The 15302-nt window shown below is 37.5% G+C and carries 15 protein-coding genes; 5 read left to right on the top strand and 10 right to left on the bottom strand.

The annotated features are described in order from the left end of the window. The first annotated feature begins 199 nt into the window (after positions 1-199). On the top strand, positions 200-706 hold the full coding sequence (locus tag D0907_RS02395; protein ID WP_065978186.1) for an SRPBCC family protein: 507 nt from the start codon (positions 200-202) through the stop codon (positions 704-706). Beyond that, positions 675-1562: a TIGR03899 family protein gene (locus D0907_RS02390; RefSeq protein ID WP_065978187.1), complete on the top strand. Its 888-nt coding sequence runs from the start codon at positions 675-677 to the stop codon at positions 1560-1562. The genes D0907_RS02395 and D0907_RS02390 overlap by 32 nt, the downstream gene beginning before the upstream one ends. A 17-nt stretch (positions 1563-1579) precedes the next feature. Here D0907_RS02390 and D0907_RS02385 read toward each other — a convergent pair whose 3' ends face one another. The 7 genes from D0907_RS02385 to dusA form a co-directional block, all read right to left on the bottom strand. Next, on the bottom strand, positions 1580-2347 hold the full coding sequence (locus D0907_RS02385) for a TIGR04219 family outer membrane beta-barrel protein (protein ID WP_075594345.1): 768 nt from the start codon (positions 2345-2347) through the stop codon (positions 1580-1582). 4 nt (positions 2348-2351) lie between these two features. Continuing rightward, positions 2352-3338 carry a DUF2333 family protein gene (locus D0907_RS02380; RefSeq protein ID WP_065978189.1) on the bottom strand — a complete coding sequence of 329 codons (987 nt, stop codon included), beginning with the start codon at positions 3336-3338 and terminating at the stop codon, positions 2352-2354. A gap of 8 nt (positions 3339-3346) precedes the next feature. Continuing rightward, positions 3347-3853, bottom strand: a complete 507-nt coding sequence (locus D0907_RS02375) for a copper chaperone PCu(A)C (protein WP_075594344.1) — start codon at positions 3851-3853, stop codon at positions 3347-3349. Positions 3854-3933: 80 nt separating this feature from the next. After that, positions 3934-4260, bottom strand: coding sequence for a hypothetical protein (locus D0907_RS02370; RefSeq protein WP_036971355.1), 327 nt, complete (start codon positions 4258-4260; stop codon positions 3934-3936). Positions 4261-4269: 9 nt separating this feature from the next. Then, the gene (locus D0907_RS02365) at positions 4270-4476 is read right to left on the bottom strand and encodes a PspC domain-containing protein (RefSeq protein WP_036971358.1); all 207 of its coding nucleotides are present in this window, start codon (positions 4474-4476) and stop codon (positions 4270-4272) included. Positions 4477-4486: 10 nt separating this feature from the next. Then, complete coding sequence (locus tag D0907_RS02360) at positions 4487-5161, bottom strand: PspA/IM30 family protein (protein WP_036971361.1); 675 nt, start codon at positions 5159-5161, stop codon at positions 4487-4489. A gap of 241 nt (positions 5162-5402) precedes the next feature. After that, positions 5403-6338 (bottom strand): tRNA dihydrouridine(20/20a) synthase DusA, encoded by a 936-nt coding sequence (gene dusA, locus D0907_RS02355; protein ID WP_065978262.1) that lies wholly within the window; start codon positions 6336-6338, stop codon positions 5403-5405. Between the two features lie 213 nt (positions 6339-6551). On the opposite strand from dusA, the gene D0907_RS02350 reads away from it, so the two are divergent. From D0907_RS02350 to D0907_RS02340, 3 genes are all read left to right on the top strand, one after another. Continuing rightward, on the top strand, positions 6552-7748 hold the full coding sequence (locus D0907_RS02350; RefSeq protein ID WP_118843971.1) for a tyrosine-type recombinase/integrase: 1197 nt from the start codon (positions 6552-6554) through the stop codon (positions 7746-7748). A gap of 98 nt (positions 7749-7846) precedes the next feature. Continuing rightward, positions 7847-8035: a hypothetical protein gene (locus D0907_RS02345; RefSeq protein WP_118843970.1), complete on the top strand. Its 189-nt coding sequence runs from the start codon at positions 7847-7849 to the stop codon at positions 8033-8035. Further along, positions 8025-9656, top strand: coding sequence for an N-6 DNA methylase (locus tag D0907_RS02340; protein ID WP_118843969.1), 1632 nt, complete (start codon positions 8025-8027; stop codon positions 9654-9656). Before D0907_RS02345 ends, D0907_RS02340 begins: the two co-directional genes overlap by 11 nt. Before the next feature lie 81 nt (positions 9657-9737). Here the strand turns inward: D0907_RS02340 and D0907_RS02335 are convergent, their stop codons facing one another. The 3 genes from D0907_RS02335 to D0907_RS02325 are packed head-to-tail and all read right to left on the bottom strand — an operon-like array spanning position 9738 to position 15234. Further along, positions 9738-11069 carry a hypothetical protein gene (locus tag D0907_RS02335; protein ID WP_118843968.1) on the bottom strand — a complete coding sequence of 444 codons (1332 nt, stop codon included), beginning with the start codon at positions 11067-11069 and terminating at the stop codon, positions 9738-9740. Positions 11070-11108: 39 nt separating this feature from the next. Further along, positions 11109-12257 (bottom strand): phospholipase D family protein, encoded by a 1149-nt coding sequence (locus D0907_RS02330; RefSeq protein WP_118843967.1) that lies wholly within the window; start codon positions 12255-12257, stop codon positions 11109-11111. Continuing rightward, positions 12250-15234 carry an Eco57I restriction-modification methylase domain-containing protein gene (locus D0907_RS02325; protein ID WP_118843966.1) on the bottom strand — a complete coding sequence of 995 codons (2985 nt, stop codon included), beginning with the start codon at positions 15232-15234 and terminating at the stop codon, positions 12250-12252. Before D0907_RS02325 ends, D0907_RS02330 begins: the two co-directional genes overlap by 8 nt. Positions 15235-15302 lie beyond the last annotated feature (68 nt).

The following is a 15302-nucleotide window of genomic DNA, read 5'->3' as shown; positions in this document are numbered from 1 at the left end:
TACAGTGTTGCTTAAAATTCTATCACTTATTCGGCTATGATACATTAGTGATAACTTATACTGTGTAGATTATAGTCTATGATACGTATAATGTTATGAAAGCTATCAAATTATTGCCTGAGGTGGGATCATTAAATTATTCATTTTATGCCTAAAAACGCTGTTTATCAGTGCGCTAATCGCCTTGGTAATTGGCCTAATGCTGTCACAAAAATACACCGTTAATAAGTCGGTTAACGTCACAGCAGCGCCGGATGAAATAGCCAGCTTAGTGAGCGATTTCACACAATGGCCACGCTGGCAACCATGGCAAGCAGTTGATCCCAGTATTAAGTTTACTGTCGCTGAGCCAAGTAAAGGCGTTGGAGCTCATCAATTTTGGCAAAGTAAGTTTGGCTCAGGTGAAATGACAATCACCCAGTTAAGTCCAGATAAAATGACTTTCAATATTTTGTTTAATCAGGAACATATCGCCCAAGGTTCGATAAGCTATGTTGGTAAAGGCAGTGAAGTTGAGATTATCTGCACCCTACATGGTGAAGTAAATACCCCTATTATTGGCGGCTACCTCGCTTTGCTAAGCCAATATATTCTTAACAACACGGTTAAACTGGCGCTCAATAATATTAAGACCACTGCGCAGTTAGCTACTAACAACAAGGCCATTGCTCCCGATGACAGTCAAAGCGGCTCAGGCAAGAGTTAATCTTGCTAATATCATTGAAAACCAGCTTGGTTATCCCATTCATAAGTCATCGACTGTCAAAATCAACAGTCCCAGCGATGACAGCTACTCTTCACAAGGGCAGCAGCAGTTAGCGTATAAAATAAATGCAGAAGCCAGCTTACTGCAACGAGCGCAAACACGCCAAGAAATTCAATTTATTAAGCGCCAAGAGAATATTGAAACCATCATGGCAATGGCGATGGCATTTTGCCCAGATGTTACAGGCCAACAACAGCCTGATTCTGACTGGATAGAACGATTTATTAGCTTATGTGAAGACACCGCAAACATCTCGATGCAAAAACTATGGGCTAAAATACTGGCTGGTGAAACCGTCTCACCTGGCACATTTTCAATCAAGAGTTTGCAAACGCTGAAGTACATGACACAACGTGAAGCAGATGCACTGCAACGCAGCACGTCGCTATGTGGATACAACGAAAAAGACAACAGTCACCTAATTTTGTTAGGCTTTTATAAAAAGCCATCCTTGTTTGATTTACTCAGAAAAGGTAACAAAGTCTCCCTTAATTTGGGTAAAACCCCTGTTAGTTTTCCTGATATTTTAACGTTGATGGATATCAACTTATTGTATCGTAAAGAAATAGAGTCAGCAGTATTGAAAGCTGGCCAAGAACTCTCACTAAGCTTTATGAATCAACGACTCATTTTAAAAGCAAAAAGTAATGACCTTGTATTGAGCTATTATAAGTTTACACAAACGGGGGATGAATTAAGAAAACTGATCGTCTCACCTATCAATAAGGCTTATAAGCAAATACTAACAACCTCATTAGACGATGAGTTTGAAATAAGCTGGCAAGCTACAAAATAACCTGCCAGCATACTCAATTAAAAGTGAATTTGGATACCCGCAAATGGGCCTGATGCATCTAAATCCGTATAGATATCATCAATATCATCCAATTCTAATGTCATTGAACGGTAGCCCGCTTTAACATCTAAATCGATAGCAAGATTATCAAGCAACGCATACGCAATACCGGCTTGGTAGTCTTGTACTTTGCTGTCATCAATCGCTAATAAGCTGCCTTCAAAGAAAACACTTAAACCTGTAAACGGTAAACCCACTTCTGCGCGGCCGTATACAAGAGGAACAAAACCAGAGAAATCAACACGTTCTGTTGTGCTTGGGCCCCCGTCTTGCGAGGTACCTGTCACGACAATATCACCGTCAAATTGCTTGGCGTTCACACCTAAATCAATCGACACTAAATCATTATCGAAAATTTCGTAGTAAAGAATGTAATCTACGTGAGAAAGATCACTGACAGTGCCTACTTGTGTACCAACAACATAATCTGAACCACCAAAACTAAATGACTCATCCAACATGGTTGAACCATTCAGCTCAAGCTCTGTGTATTTTAATTTGATGTTAGGCACTAAAGGCACTGGGTGCTCTAGTGCTGCATAGTAGCTTGTGAAAGTCTCATCTTCAAAATTAAAACTTTGTAAATTACCGTCTTGAGCAAAGCTACCGCTATTATCTGATTGCCAGCCATCTACCCCAAGGTATAAACCTAATAGAGTGTCAGCTTGAGCTGTAGGAGCTAAACAGGCCATCGAAAGCGCGGCCGCTAAACAGTACTTTTTCATCATTTTATCCTTGCGCTAAAAGTTCGCTAAGTTCAATTAGAGCCGCATTGGCTCGAGAAATATAATTTGCCATTACCAGTGAATGATTGGCAACAAAACCAAAACCACTGCCATTTAAAATCATTGGGCTCCACACCGTTTCTTGTGTGGCTTCTAATTCACGAATAATTTGTTGTAGGCTAACACGGGCATTTTTCTTTTCTAAGACATCTGCGAAATCGTATTCAACAGCCTGTAAAAAGTGTAACAGCGCCCACGTGGCTCCCCTTGATTCGTAAAATACATCATCAATTTCCCACCACGACGTTTTCACTTGGTTTTGTAATGGTGCATAAGTTGCTTGGTGGGCAGCCGTATCACCGGCCAAGTCAGTGTTTAGGCGTTCTTGGCCAACACTTGCACTTAAACGCTGACTTAAACTGCCTAAGCGCTTTTCGGCTTCTTTTAGCCAACCACGTAAATTATCAGCGCGTGCATAAAATTGACTGTCTCTGTCATTTTGGTCGGCAATTTGGCTGCGATAAACAACAAGTAAATCAATGCCTTTTTGATATTCAGCTTCAGCGCTTGGCCACGCCCATGCTTCGGAACTGATGTTAAACTGCGGCTGCGCTTTTTTAAGTGCTTCATGCTCTGTTGATTGAGACTGAGAACGACTAAAGTCCTTACGCATTGATAATACAAGGTCACGCGTCATTTCAAGCGCCCCATATTCCCATGCAGGCATATTATCCATCATGACACTGGGTGGCATAATATCGTTAGACAAGTAACCACCGGGCTTATTCAATAATGTACTAGCTACATTAATTAACGTTGTCGTAGTGGTGTACCCCGTGACAAACTTTTCGCCACGCATTTGTGCTTCTTGCTTTGCCTTACCTACAACATCCATACGGTCAGGTTCACTACTCCAGTAAACCGAAACCGCGTAAAAAATAATTAAGATAATAAGTAATGCACTGGCTATTTTTCCTTTATGCTCAGACATGGTACCTCCTAGTGATGTGAGTGCTCTTTACTTTTTTGTGATGCCTCTTTAGACATATCATGTAAAGAGACAACTTTGGCTTGAGTAAATACTCGGTTGCCATCTTTAAAATATAGCGTGAGTTTTCGTTCTTGCCCTGCTTTTAACTCATCTTCAGGGTCAAACACCATCAAATGATAACCACCGGGTTTGAATTCAATGCTGCTGTGAGCATCTATCTCTAACGAAATAACCTGTTCCATTTTCATCATGCCATCAACATGGGTATGTTGATGAATTTCAACGCGCCCTAAACCATCCAGTGTTGCCTTTGTTAATGTTGTAGCCTGCTGACTCGGATTGGTAATCGTAAAATAAGCGACACTGGCCTTACTGGCAGGTAAAAATTCGCGAACTTGGGCATTGCTCACGGTTACTTCTGCAACATCGTTATGGTCATGACCGCTGTGGGCAGATGAAAAAGTACTATAAAATAAACTTGTGATAAGAAAAGAGAATGCGGGCAACAGTTTCATTATGTTTTAATCCTTGTTAAGACATCAACTTACCCGCTAAATTTAGCATACTTTATTTATTAAGGCAGTTTATTCGTACCTTAAGCTGGTGATTTCTTGTTATCAGCAATCAGCCAACACAAAGCTGCAATTAATAACAAGGGCCATGCAATCACCACAGAACCAAATAAAAACGCAAGCACTACCCCGACTAAAGCAACCACACCTGCACCAATTAAGCCTATGGTAAATAAAGCAACCCCAGCAACTAGAGCAATAACAGCGACAAGTGCACCAACCACCTCAAGCCCAGCCCAGCTCATATCGGCTATTGATAAAGGCAGCTGCCATGAATCAAAGGATACAAATGCAAATGTATCTGTGCACAGTAGTAAAATTGCTAAGACAATAATAGCTAACGTTTTCATGACCAGCTCCTAATAACCTTTTACTGGCAAGCTACAATGTGCAACAAGGTAACCCACCCCAACAATGAAGGGCATATGTAAAAACAGTATGATCATGAGCAAACGCGTTGACCATACAGGGAAGCCCAATCGAGCAGCTAAACCGCTGCACACTCCAGAGATTTTCTTATTAGTTAAATCTCTAAACCAACGTGATGATGTATGATAAGTATTCATCGTTTTCCTCCTAAGCCGACTGTTTCATTGTGGCTTTTAAATCGGCCAGCTCTTTGTCTATAGCATCATTTTTTTCTAACGCAGCAATTTGCGCCGCTGTCGAATTTGCAGCATCACTGTGTGTAAGCTCATAGGCTTCAACTTGCGACTCGATGTTTTCAACGCGCTGCTCTAAATAATCAAATCGCGCTAACGCATCCGCAACTTTGTTACTATGAAGCTGCTCTTTGACTTTTAAGCGTGCCGTAACCACGCGCTCTTTTTGCATGTAAGTCAGTTGCTTTGCTTTGGCATCTGCAAGCTTATTTTGCAAACGCTGACAGTCGTCTGTTAACTTCGCTAATGAGTCAGCCACTTTATCCATTTCACGTTGCTGCGCTTCAATCTCTGCGTTTAAACGCTGTTTTTCAATTAATGCTGCTTTAGCAAGATCATCTCTGTCTTTACTAAGTGCTTTTTCAGCTTTCGCTTGCCAATCAGCTTGCTTTGCTTGTTTTGCTGCAATTTCACGCTTTATTTGCTTTTCTTGAGTTAAGAATGTTGCAGCGGTTGCACGACACTCATTAAGTGCATCCTGCATTTCTTGCACGAGTAAATTAAGCAGCTTTTCAGGATCTTCTGCTTTATCGAGTGCAGCAGATAAATTAGCCTGAATAATGTCGTTTACGCGATTTAATACACCCATGTGATTCTCCTGTTGATAATTGGGTTAATACACCGAGGAGATTCCAATTCTTATGCCAACTACAAAAAATTTTAAAATAACCATTAAAATACATAAGGTTAATTAGTTTTCACGTAACTAAACACTGACTTTAAGCTGAATGGAAAATAACTAATTTGACTAAAAAACTAACTTTTAAACCAAATTTTAGGATCAAAAAAAGCCACAAAAGAGTGGCTTTTTTTCTGTTCCAATTTGAACATTAAATTTCTGGTACAAAGCTCAATGCTTTATCCATAACACTTAAATCGGCCGTTTTGCCATGACCATTTTCTGAAAGGTGGCGTCTAAAGCCTCGCGCGCCCGGCTGGCCTTGGAAAATACCCAACATATGGCGAGCAATATGCCAAAAATTCGCGCCTTGGCTCATCTCATCTTCAATGTAATCATACATAGCTCGCACAACCTGATGACGATTAAGAGTAAACGGGGTATCACCGTAAATTTTTTCGTCAACGTCACTTAAAATGAATGGATTACTGTATGCCTCACGACCAATCATAATGCCATCAACATAATCAAGGTGCGTAATTGTATCAGCAATCGTTTTCACGCCACCATTTAGACTCAAGTGCAGTTGCGGATAGTCTTTTTTGAGTTGATAAACTCGCGGATAATCAAGCGGCGGAATTTCACGGTTTTCTTTCGGGCTTAACCCATTTAGCCATGCCTTACGGGCATGAATAATAAAGTCATCACAGCCTACATCGTGGCTTGCTTCAATCAGAGCACATAAAAACTCATACGAATCTTGCTCGTCAATTCCGATCCGTGTTTTAACGGTCACTGGAATCGATACTTCAGCCTTCATCGCCGCGACACACTCAGCAACAAGCTTTGGCTCAGCCATTAAACACGCACCAAAACGACCGTTTTGCACGCGATCAGATGGGCATCCTACATTAAGGTTAACCTCGTCATAACCGCGCTCTGCCGCTAACTTAGCACATTTAGCAAGTGCGTCAGGGTCAGACCCACCCAGCTGCAACGCAACAGGACCTTCATGTTGATTAAAGTGTAAGTAATCACCCTTACCAAATAAAATAGCACCTGTTGTCACCATTTCGGTGTAAAGCACAGCATGTTTTGTCATTTTACGATGGAATGTTCGACAATGACGATCAGTCCAATCTAACATTGGGGCAACAGAAAAGCGCCTATCAAGCTCTCCCTCTACAAACCCAGCTTTACTACTATGTTTTACATTACTTTTTCTATGCACATTTTCACTCATTTTTTCACATTCTTGTATGTTTTTGCATTGATTGTACCCCAAGGGTACAATGCTAGGGTACAATTATAGTACCCTACTGAATTAGGACATTGTGGTTATTATACAGGAGATAGCTAAATGGCGACAGTTAACATAGAACAACGTAAGACCAAGAAAGGCATCAAGTTTCGTGCTCGTGTCCGCCTAAGGAATGAGCTTCTGGAAAAAGGTTACTACGAAGAAAGCAATACCTTTACCACGAGAGCGAAGGCTAAGCATTGGGCAACAAATCGTGCTCAATATCTTGATGTACATGGTATGCCACAAGCACGAGTCAAAGAGTCTGATTTCAGGGATGTTTCGCTGTCTGCATTGATAAATATGTACTTAGAACAATACCGTAACGAACTCGGTCGAAGTAAGTTTTATGCTTTAAAAGCAATCACTAAAAGAGATATTTCTATAAATTTAGTATCCGCATTTACAATAGAAGATATTATAAACTACGCCAAAGAAAGAAAGGATGAAGGTGTCTCTGCATATACAACATATCAAGACATCTTATACATAAAATCCGTTATTGCAGTTGCCCACGAAAAAGAATTTCAAGTCAGAGGTGACATTGACTTTATTTTGGAAGCTATCAAAAAATTCAAAGACGACATAAAAAATAATGTTCCGAAACATAAGCGTCTTGTTGAATTCGCTGCAAATGAACGAACAGAAATACCGACCCGCAAAGAAATGGAACTTTTGCGAGAAACTTTGAAAAATCGTGAGGAACACCGCAGTGCAAAGATCCCATATTTACAAATTCTCGATTTTGCAATTGCCTCTTGTATGAGAGTTTCGGAGATCTGCCGAATAAAGTGGGAAAATTTTGATGAAGACCAACACACAGTTATCGTTGAAGATAGAAAGCACCCGACAAACAAAATAGGAAACCATGTCCCTGTTCCGTTGATTAGTGGTGCATACGAAATAGTTATGGAACGAAAAAAACAACTAATTGAAAACCTAAAAGAAAAGGACGAAAAATTTGACCCACAAGCAAAAATTTTTCCCTACGAAGCTAGGTCTGTAACTGCTGGTTGGCAACGAAGCCGTAAAAAGCTCATTGAAGAAGGTCATAACGTAAGACAAATTCGATTCCACGATTTAAGAGCATATGGTGCGTCTCTACTCATGGATAAAGGTTGGTCTTTATCCAAAGTTTCAAAAGTCACTGGTCACAGAGATATGAACGTTTTAAATAATATTTATAACCGATTGGATGTTACAAAAATTGCTTTGGATGATTTTAATGAAAGGTATGGGCTTGACGAAAAAACGTGAACAAAAATAACACCTGTCACCCATGTAACAAAACGCACTAGTGTAACCTATGTAACATAGGGTATACTGATAAAATATGTTTAAATCAGGAATTAAAAATGGCAAAAGGTGAATCAGGAAGAATTGTTTTGGAAATAAACCCTGAACTAAAAAAGAAGCTATACTCGATACTCGCTTTTGAACAACTTACTTTAAAAGATTGGTTTATTGAAAACGCCGAAAAGCACATCAAAGATAAAAGTGCTGAACTATTAAAAAGCATTGAGCAAAACCAAAATGAAATTTAAAGCAGACCAAACTGCTCAAAAACTAAGAGGCGGCTATTATACCCCACAAAACTTAGCAGACTATGTAACGAAGTGGGTTTTAGCAGGCAAACCTGAATCCATCATTGAACCGAGCTGTGGAGACGGTAGTTTTTTAACTGCTCTGAGTAATAATAACGCCAGTAAAAATTTAAAAATAAACGCATTTGAATTATTTGATATTGAAGCTGAAAAGTCTCGTTTAAAGTGTACGAAATTTGGGTTTGTAAATGCAAAAGTAACCGAAGGTGACTTTTTATCTTGGGCAAACAAAAATTTGAATTCCATTGAGCAACAAGTATCAGGTGTAATAGGTAATCCTCCATTTATTAGATATCAATTTTTGGAAAAAGAATTCCAAACGCAAACAGAACTAGTATTCAAACAACTAGATTTGAAATTCACAAAGCACACAAATGCATGGGTTCCATTCATTCTCGCTTGTATTAAACTTCTAAAATCAGGCGGAAGACTCGGAATGGTTATTCCATCAGAGATAATCCACGTAATGCATGCGCAGTCTTTAAGAACATTCCTTGGAGAACAATGCTCCAAGTTAGTTGTAATTGATCCCCAAGAAATTTGGTTTGAAAATACTCTGCAAGGAGCTGTGATTCTATTAGCTCAAAAGAAGAATGAAATAACCGATCATTCATACGGTGTTGGCATTAAACATGTTAAAGGCTTCGAGTTCTTAAATGAAAATCCCGAAACCTTATTTAATGACACGAATGCTATTAATGGGCAAACAGTTGTGGGTAAGTGGACAAAAGCCCTATTGTCTCCAACCGAACTTGAATTGGTTACTCGAACAATGCGAAAAAGCAATGTTTATAAATTCACAGAAGTTGCTGATGTCGATGTAGGTATTGTCACTGGTGCAAACAAGTTCTTTCTTGTTGACAATGAGACAGTTGAGAAATTTGGGCTCCAAGAGTTTAGCCACCCGATGTTTGGCAAGAGCCAACACTGTAAAGGGATAATCTATAACAGAAAGCAACATACCCATAACGAAGAAAATAAATACCCTACAAATTTTATTTACTTAGAAGACGACTTTTCGGATTTACCCGAATCTGTTCAAGAGTACATAAAACAGGGAGAAAGCGAAGAGCTGCATAAAAGATATAAATGCAGGATTCGCAAACCTTGGTATAAAGTCCCTTCTGTTTATAGTAGAAACCTAGGCATGCTGAAAAGATCTCACGATACACCTAGGCTAATTTTTAACGAATTAGAAGCGTTAACGACAGACACAGCTTACAGAGTCACAGCAAAGGGAATGGATGCTGCTAAATTAGCTTATTGTTTTATCAATCCTTTAACTGCTATTTTTGCAGAATTAGAGGGCAGATATTACGGTGGTGGTGTTTTAGAACTTGTACCATCAGAAATTGAGAAGCTATTTATACCTATTCCAGAAAAACTCGATTTTGATATCGAAGAACTTGATGAGAGCATTAGGACTGATGACATGGCTAAAACCCTCAAAATGCAAGGGTACAAAATATTAACTCCTTTGGGACTGAATAACGAGGACGTAGATAATCTAGTAGCTATTTGGGAGCGATTAAAAAACCGAAGACAAAGGAAAGACCACTAACTTTGGTTTAGTTTTAGCACATATCTGTCAGCACCATGTAATTAATTTGCGCAGTGTAGCATCATTCAGGTGTGTGATATTTTAATCTCGCATAATAGAATTGAGTGTAGAATTTTTCCAAAGCGAACCAACTAAGTCGTTTGACCATTCATAGATATATGAATCGTCATCAAGCGCATTTAATGCTAAAAGAGGCAAATCGCAATAACTAGTTTGATATTGTTTAACACATAAATCAGTAAAAACTTCCATGGAAGGAATTTTTACACCACTTCCGTGTTCAAAGTAATCATCAAACTCACCTTCCAATATTGAAACAACGGAAGGCGGTTGATATATATTTCTTTCAGAGATTTTCTCAAATTTCTCTAAGAAACATTTAGCTTTATCGTATGGAGTTGAAAGTCTTAGGGCTGCACTGATATGAAGAAGATAAATCGCCGTATTCAAGCCAGCCCAACAGTTACCAACTTTGTCCAATATTCCTCCCAACACTTCGATCAAATATCGTTCAAATTGACCTTTTTTAGAAGCTAAAACAATACATAAGCAAATTAATTGGGGCGAAAATCCAAGAATGAATTCGTCATAATCTCTGGACAAACCAAACGAAGGCGCAATCATGGGTATATAACTATTATTATCCTGCCACTCGATTAACATTGACGACCAATGCTGTGATTCTTCCTTATTTTTGCTCATCCCACAAAGTAAAGAGCAAAGTATAGGGACATAGTATTGACTACCAATATATGAATCTAAAATCACATTTGTAAAACCGAGGTGTGAATCCTCTGCTATTAATTGAATAAAATCAGGGAGCAAATCAAAATCAAACCTAGTCATACGCACATATGATGAAATAACTTCGTTTCTCGACAATCCAAGACTAGCGGAAAACATTAGCACTTCTGGATAGGTTACTTTTTCGCACCATAACTTCGAAGAAAGTAATTGATGGAGAGATAAATAGTCTATGTCGTTTCGAACTCTTGTATGCTGATTTAGAACATCTTTAATAAAAGCATTAGCACTAACACTACCAACCAAATATATTCGATAGTTGTTCTTCCCGTATTGAGCTTCTAAATTCCTAGGGCGAGCTGAATTCTCGCCACCTTGTGCCACAACATGAAAAAAGAAAAGGGGTTTTTCAAATGTACTACTTTCTTGTGCATATACTTTTAGCGGGTTATTTGTCATTCCATTAGTGGCTTTACTTTCCACTTCAAAAATAAATAAAGGAAACCTATTTCCTTTTTTAGAAAACCAAGCAACATCAACTGCGGGAGGTTCGCCACAAATAGCTGTATCCACTGGAAACTCCTCCTCAACGTAATAACCAAGCACGTTGCCTAGCTGAGAAATTCCTGCAATGAGCTCTTTACCTAATTCAAGTTTATGATTCGCCATAAAATTTTAAGACCTCCAATTGAAAAAGAACTGGATGTTTTACTCAATCAAAATTTCAAAGTCATAGTCAGCATCAGTAATTTTATAAAGCTGAAACTGTTTATTTATCAGCCCTTTTTTCTGAATATGTTTTTTAATTGCTGAAACATGAAGCGCGGTTGTATAATTTTTCTGCTTTGACTCCCATGAAGGCTTATGACTTAACTTAATATTAAATACACCACAATATTTCCCTTTAATAGAAAGCTTAAACACTCCTATTGCTTCTTCTTTATCGTTTACTGCCGCCCACTGCAAGTCTCCAAAAACATTTTTACGAAAATACGTTCTTTGGTCGATTACTTCATCATTAATTTTGAAGCCAGACTTCACTAATCTAATTACACCAGAACCATGTCCATTTTCTAAAAGTTGGAGATCCCCTTCTGGTAACTTCTTCTTAACATAACATAAATATCTTTTTCCAAAAGAGTCAGCATTAACAGCAGCCTGCTTACCCGCATTACTTCGCTTTTTTTTGCTCTTAGACACAAATGGTAAGCCAATTGGTTTACCTTTATTTTTACTATTAGAGCTCCCAGAACCAGAAAATTCTGCTTTTTGGGACTCGTCTATAATGCGTTCTTTTATTAATAAATCTTCGATGGCAGCTTTATCTTTCAGCAAATAACAGTTTTCCCTATGCTCGCTTTTTAGCTTATCGAAACTATCGAGAATAGAATCATATTGTTGAAATTGCTCAGGGCATTCTAAATCGATCCCTAAACTGACACTTACTTCAATATTGTTATGTAGACCACTATGAGTAAGGTTTGCACTTCCGACAATTAATTTCGCTGACCGCTCTTTTTTAAAAAGAAAAACTTTCGGATGAAAGATAACTCCTGATTTGTTGGTATCTACAACATATAACTTTGTTCCAGCATCAAGTAAAAGCTCTAACGCTTGTTTCGATGTTGTAGAGTTTCGTTCTCCAATACCTATATATAGCTCTATCTTATTTGAGTGAGCTTTTATTTTATCAATTAACGACTCTACACCATCCTGATTTACATAAGCAGTAGACATTAGTATTTTTTGAACATCAGAATCAAACTCTGTATTTATTTTTGCTTGATGTGTATTTCCTGCAAACGGCTGAAAAATAATTGACCAATCACTATTCGTTTTTTGTTTGCTGCTAGTCATCTTTACCACTATACAATTCTGATACTTCTGGAATTAATTCGTCTAACTCTCCTAGGTTAAATAAGCGCCGAAGAAGAGTGTTCATTTCATTTAACTTATTTTGAAAAGAACGCATTAATGGGGTCTGTTGCCTAGGGTTACCCAAATGTTTTTCATATTGCTCGTAAATTGAATTAAGAGAAAGCTGCAACTTAGCAATATCATCATGTAACCTCTTGGACTCTGCATCATCAAAATCAATTCTGACTATTGGCATTCGTTTCAGCACTTTTGTGCCACGAGCAACATACCCGCCTCTAAATACCTCACCATAAACTGACGCGAACCACTCTAAATATTTCGAAGTTAATAACGCTTGAATATAATAAATTGAATAATTGCAATCTGTCGGAATGTTAATTGGACAATATCCAGCTGTTCCCCCAGAAGAAATGAAAGTACGTTGTTCGTCTATCGAATATTTAAAACCATTAGACAGTACTCCAACCACAATTTTTTTAGGTACGTCACAATTTTCTAAGCTTTGACTTCTACCATACCTATACCATTCATTTTCAGTCTTTGGTTCAGGTTTGATGTCTCGTTTATCATTATCGAGCTTGTCTCGGATAACGGACAAAAATTGAAACATAAATGGGTAGTCACTTTCCAACTCTTCGTATTGAACTAATTCGATACAATCATCAATTTTTCTATATGGGTAAATTACAAATGTATTTGGTTGTAAATTTCTATACGTATAAAGAGTGTCATCACCTCTACCAGTTTTAAAGTAGGGTCTTGTCAGCTCTTTCTCTACTTGAAAAGAGTTTCCTGCGTACCCGAAGTGAAGGTACGTACCATCGTCATGATCAACTTTATGAATATAAACGCTGTTTGCGCTCGTCTGGATACCATTTTCAATAGTCTTTTCACCCAATATTTCTATTAGCGGTAATGTATTTTCAGCAAGGGCATTAAGAACCTTTTGAGTACTTGGCTCTAAAACCCAAGTATCTGAGCCTAGTGCCGTACTTTCGACAATAACACTTTGGTAACTATTGTAATCCCGAATATTCCATTTAGACAGGTCATTAACCTCGGTAAATTCAAATGACTCATTCATATTTTTTTGGGCTACAAGAATACATGTATAGGTTGTCTTATTTTTAAATACTTGATTAGCTCCAAAAGATAAGATCTCAGAAACGTAATTATTTTTTGATAAAAACTCCCTTAGATTCTTCCCAGCCCCAACCTTCATAAACTTTGAAGGTATTATGTAGCCGAAGAAGCCATTATCTTTGAGTAGACTTAACCCCCTTTCAATGAATAAAAAGTATTTATCGAATTGTTTGTAAGCAGAGTCATATTTACTGCTATAAATGCTTAACTCTTTGGGAGTTAATTTTTTCATATGTTCTGTTGCTAAATATGGTGGATTGCCAACAATGACATCAAATTGGTATTCACCAAATTCAAATGGGTTAATTTCGAGTAAATCATCTTGACTTGAAACATCATTTGGTTCTACCAAACTATTACCAAAAAGTATGTTGGCTTTTAATGTGGGAAGCACTGGAACAGTAATTGTAGAATTATCTTCATCTTCTAACAGCTTTAAAAGTAAACCAAATTGAGCCGCTTTAACTGCGTTATAATCTTTATCAACTCCAAAAATACAAGACGTTAGAAGCTGTGATTTGGTCTGATAATTTAGTTTATAAGTGCTGGATGAAACTTGAACCAATTTTGAATTGTCATTTATTAAATAATAATCAACCAAAACATCTTGAAGTACTTGAAATAACTCTAATAAAAATGCACCTGAACCGCATGCAATATCTGCAAACTTACTATTAAGTATTTCTGTATCATTTTTATTTTCACAGTATTTAACTACTGTTTTCCTAAGAATATCTCTGATTATATGTGTCGGAGTTGTAACTATGTCTCTGTCAACATTCTCAGCTTTAGGGATTAATTTGATTTCCCCAGAAGTGCTATCAATCTTTTCCGCTAAGAAAATCTCATAAATACTACCCAATATATCAGAAGAAAATACAGAAAATGAATATGTACTTTGGGGAAAATAAAGCTGCTCAATTATTTCCCAAATATAGGAGTTTTTGTCACTGATCAATTCATCAATATATGGAAGGTCAAAAAGGCCTGAATTATATTTTTTATCCGCTGAGTGCAATAACTTAACCAAAGCGGCATAGTCTTTTTCATTAGATAAAGATAAGAGAGATTCGAATTCTTCTAAGCTTCTATCTTCGCAAACTCTAAGAAAAACAATACTATTGACATAAGATTGAGTTAAGTCATTTAACTCTAAGTCGGAAATTTCAGTCTTGATTCCCAAAAAAGTTGCTGCTAAATTTACTCTCCATTCGTTAATTTGAGCTAAAAATAAATTATCTACACTGAAGTGGTTTATTTTATCCTCAATCTGGCTCCATTCAATGTCGAATTGCCCATTGTAAACACTCTCCTTCCCTAACAATTTTATGAGTTCATCAAAACAATCTATGTATTCGGAATAATGATAAACCTTGATTCGAGAATTGCTTACTAGGTCATCTTCTTCAACTTGTGCAGAGCAATCGTATATTGCTAAATATTCAAAATTGGATAGTACTGAAACTTTTAGTTTTGCCGTAAAACCATACCTTCTGACTTGTTTAGCTGGTTCTGAATCAATATTTACATCTACACTTGGTTTCTTTGCTTCTACGAAGAACTTTCTTTGCGAAAATTGTCTAAACGTATAGTCAGGTTTTTTTGTATTGGAACTTTTTGTAGCTTTAAGACCTTCCTCAACAAGTACTTCCCTTTCATTGGTTGGCTTGCCTTCCGAGTTACTTATATCCCAACCCAATAGTTCGAATAGAGGGTCTAAAAAATCAGTTCTTAATTGGGTTTCATTGTATTTATTAGAGCAATAGTAAACTCGATCTCTTTCGTATTTTTCAACTAACGCTTGTATGTCCATATTACTTATTGAGTTATTTGGCTTTTGTATCAGTATAATAAATCATATAGGCACAACACGAAACAGTT

The organism is Pseudoalteromonas lipolytica (assembly GCF_003515105.1).
In the GTDB taxonomy this organism is placed as follows: Bacteria; Pseudomonadota; Gammaproteobacteria; order Enterobacterales; family Alteromonadaceae; genus Pseudoalteromonas; species Pseudoalteromonas lipolytica.
The sequence above is the reverse complement of the archived record's forward strand: the minus strand, read 5'-3'. Positions and strand labels throughout refer to the sequence as shown.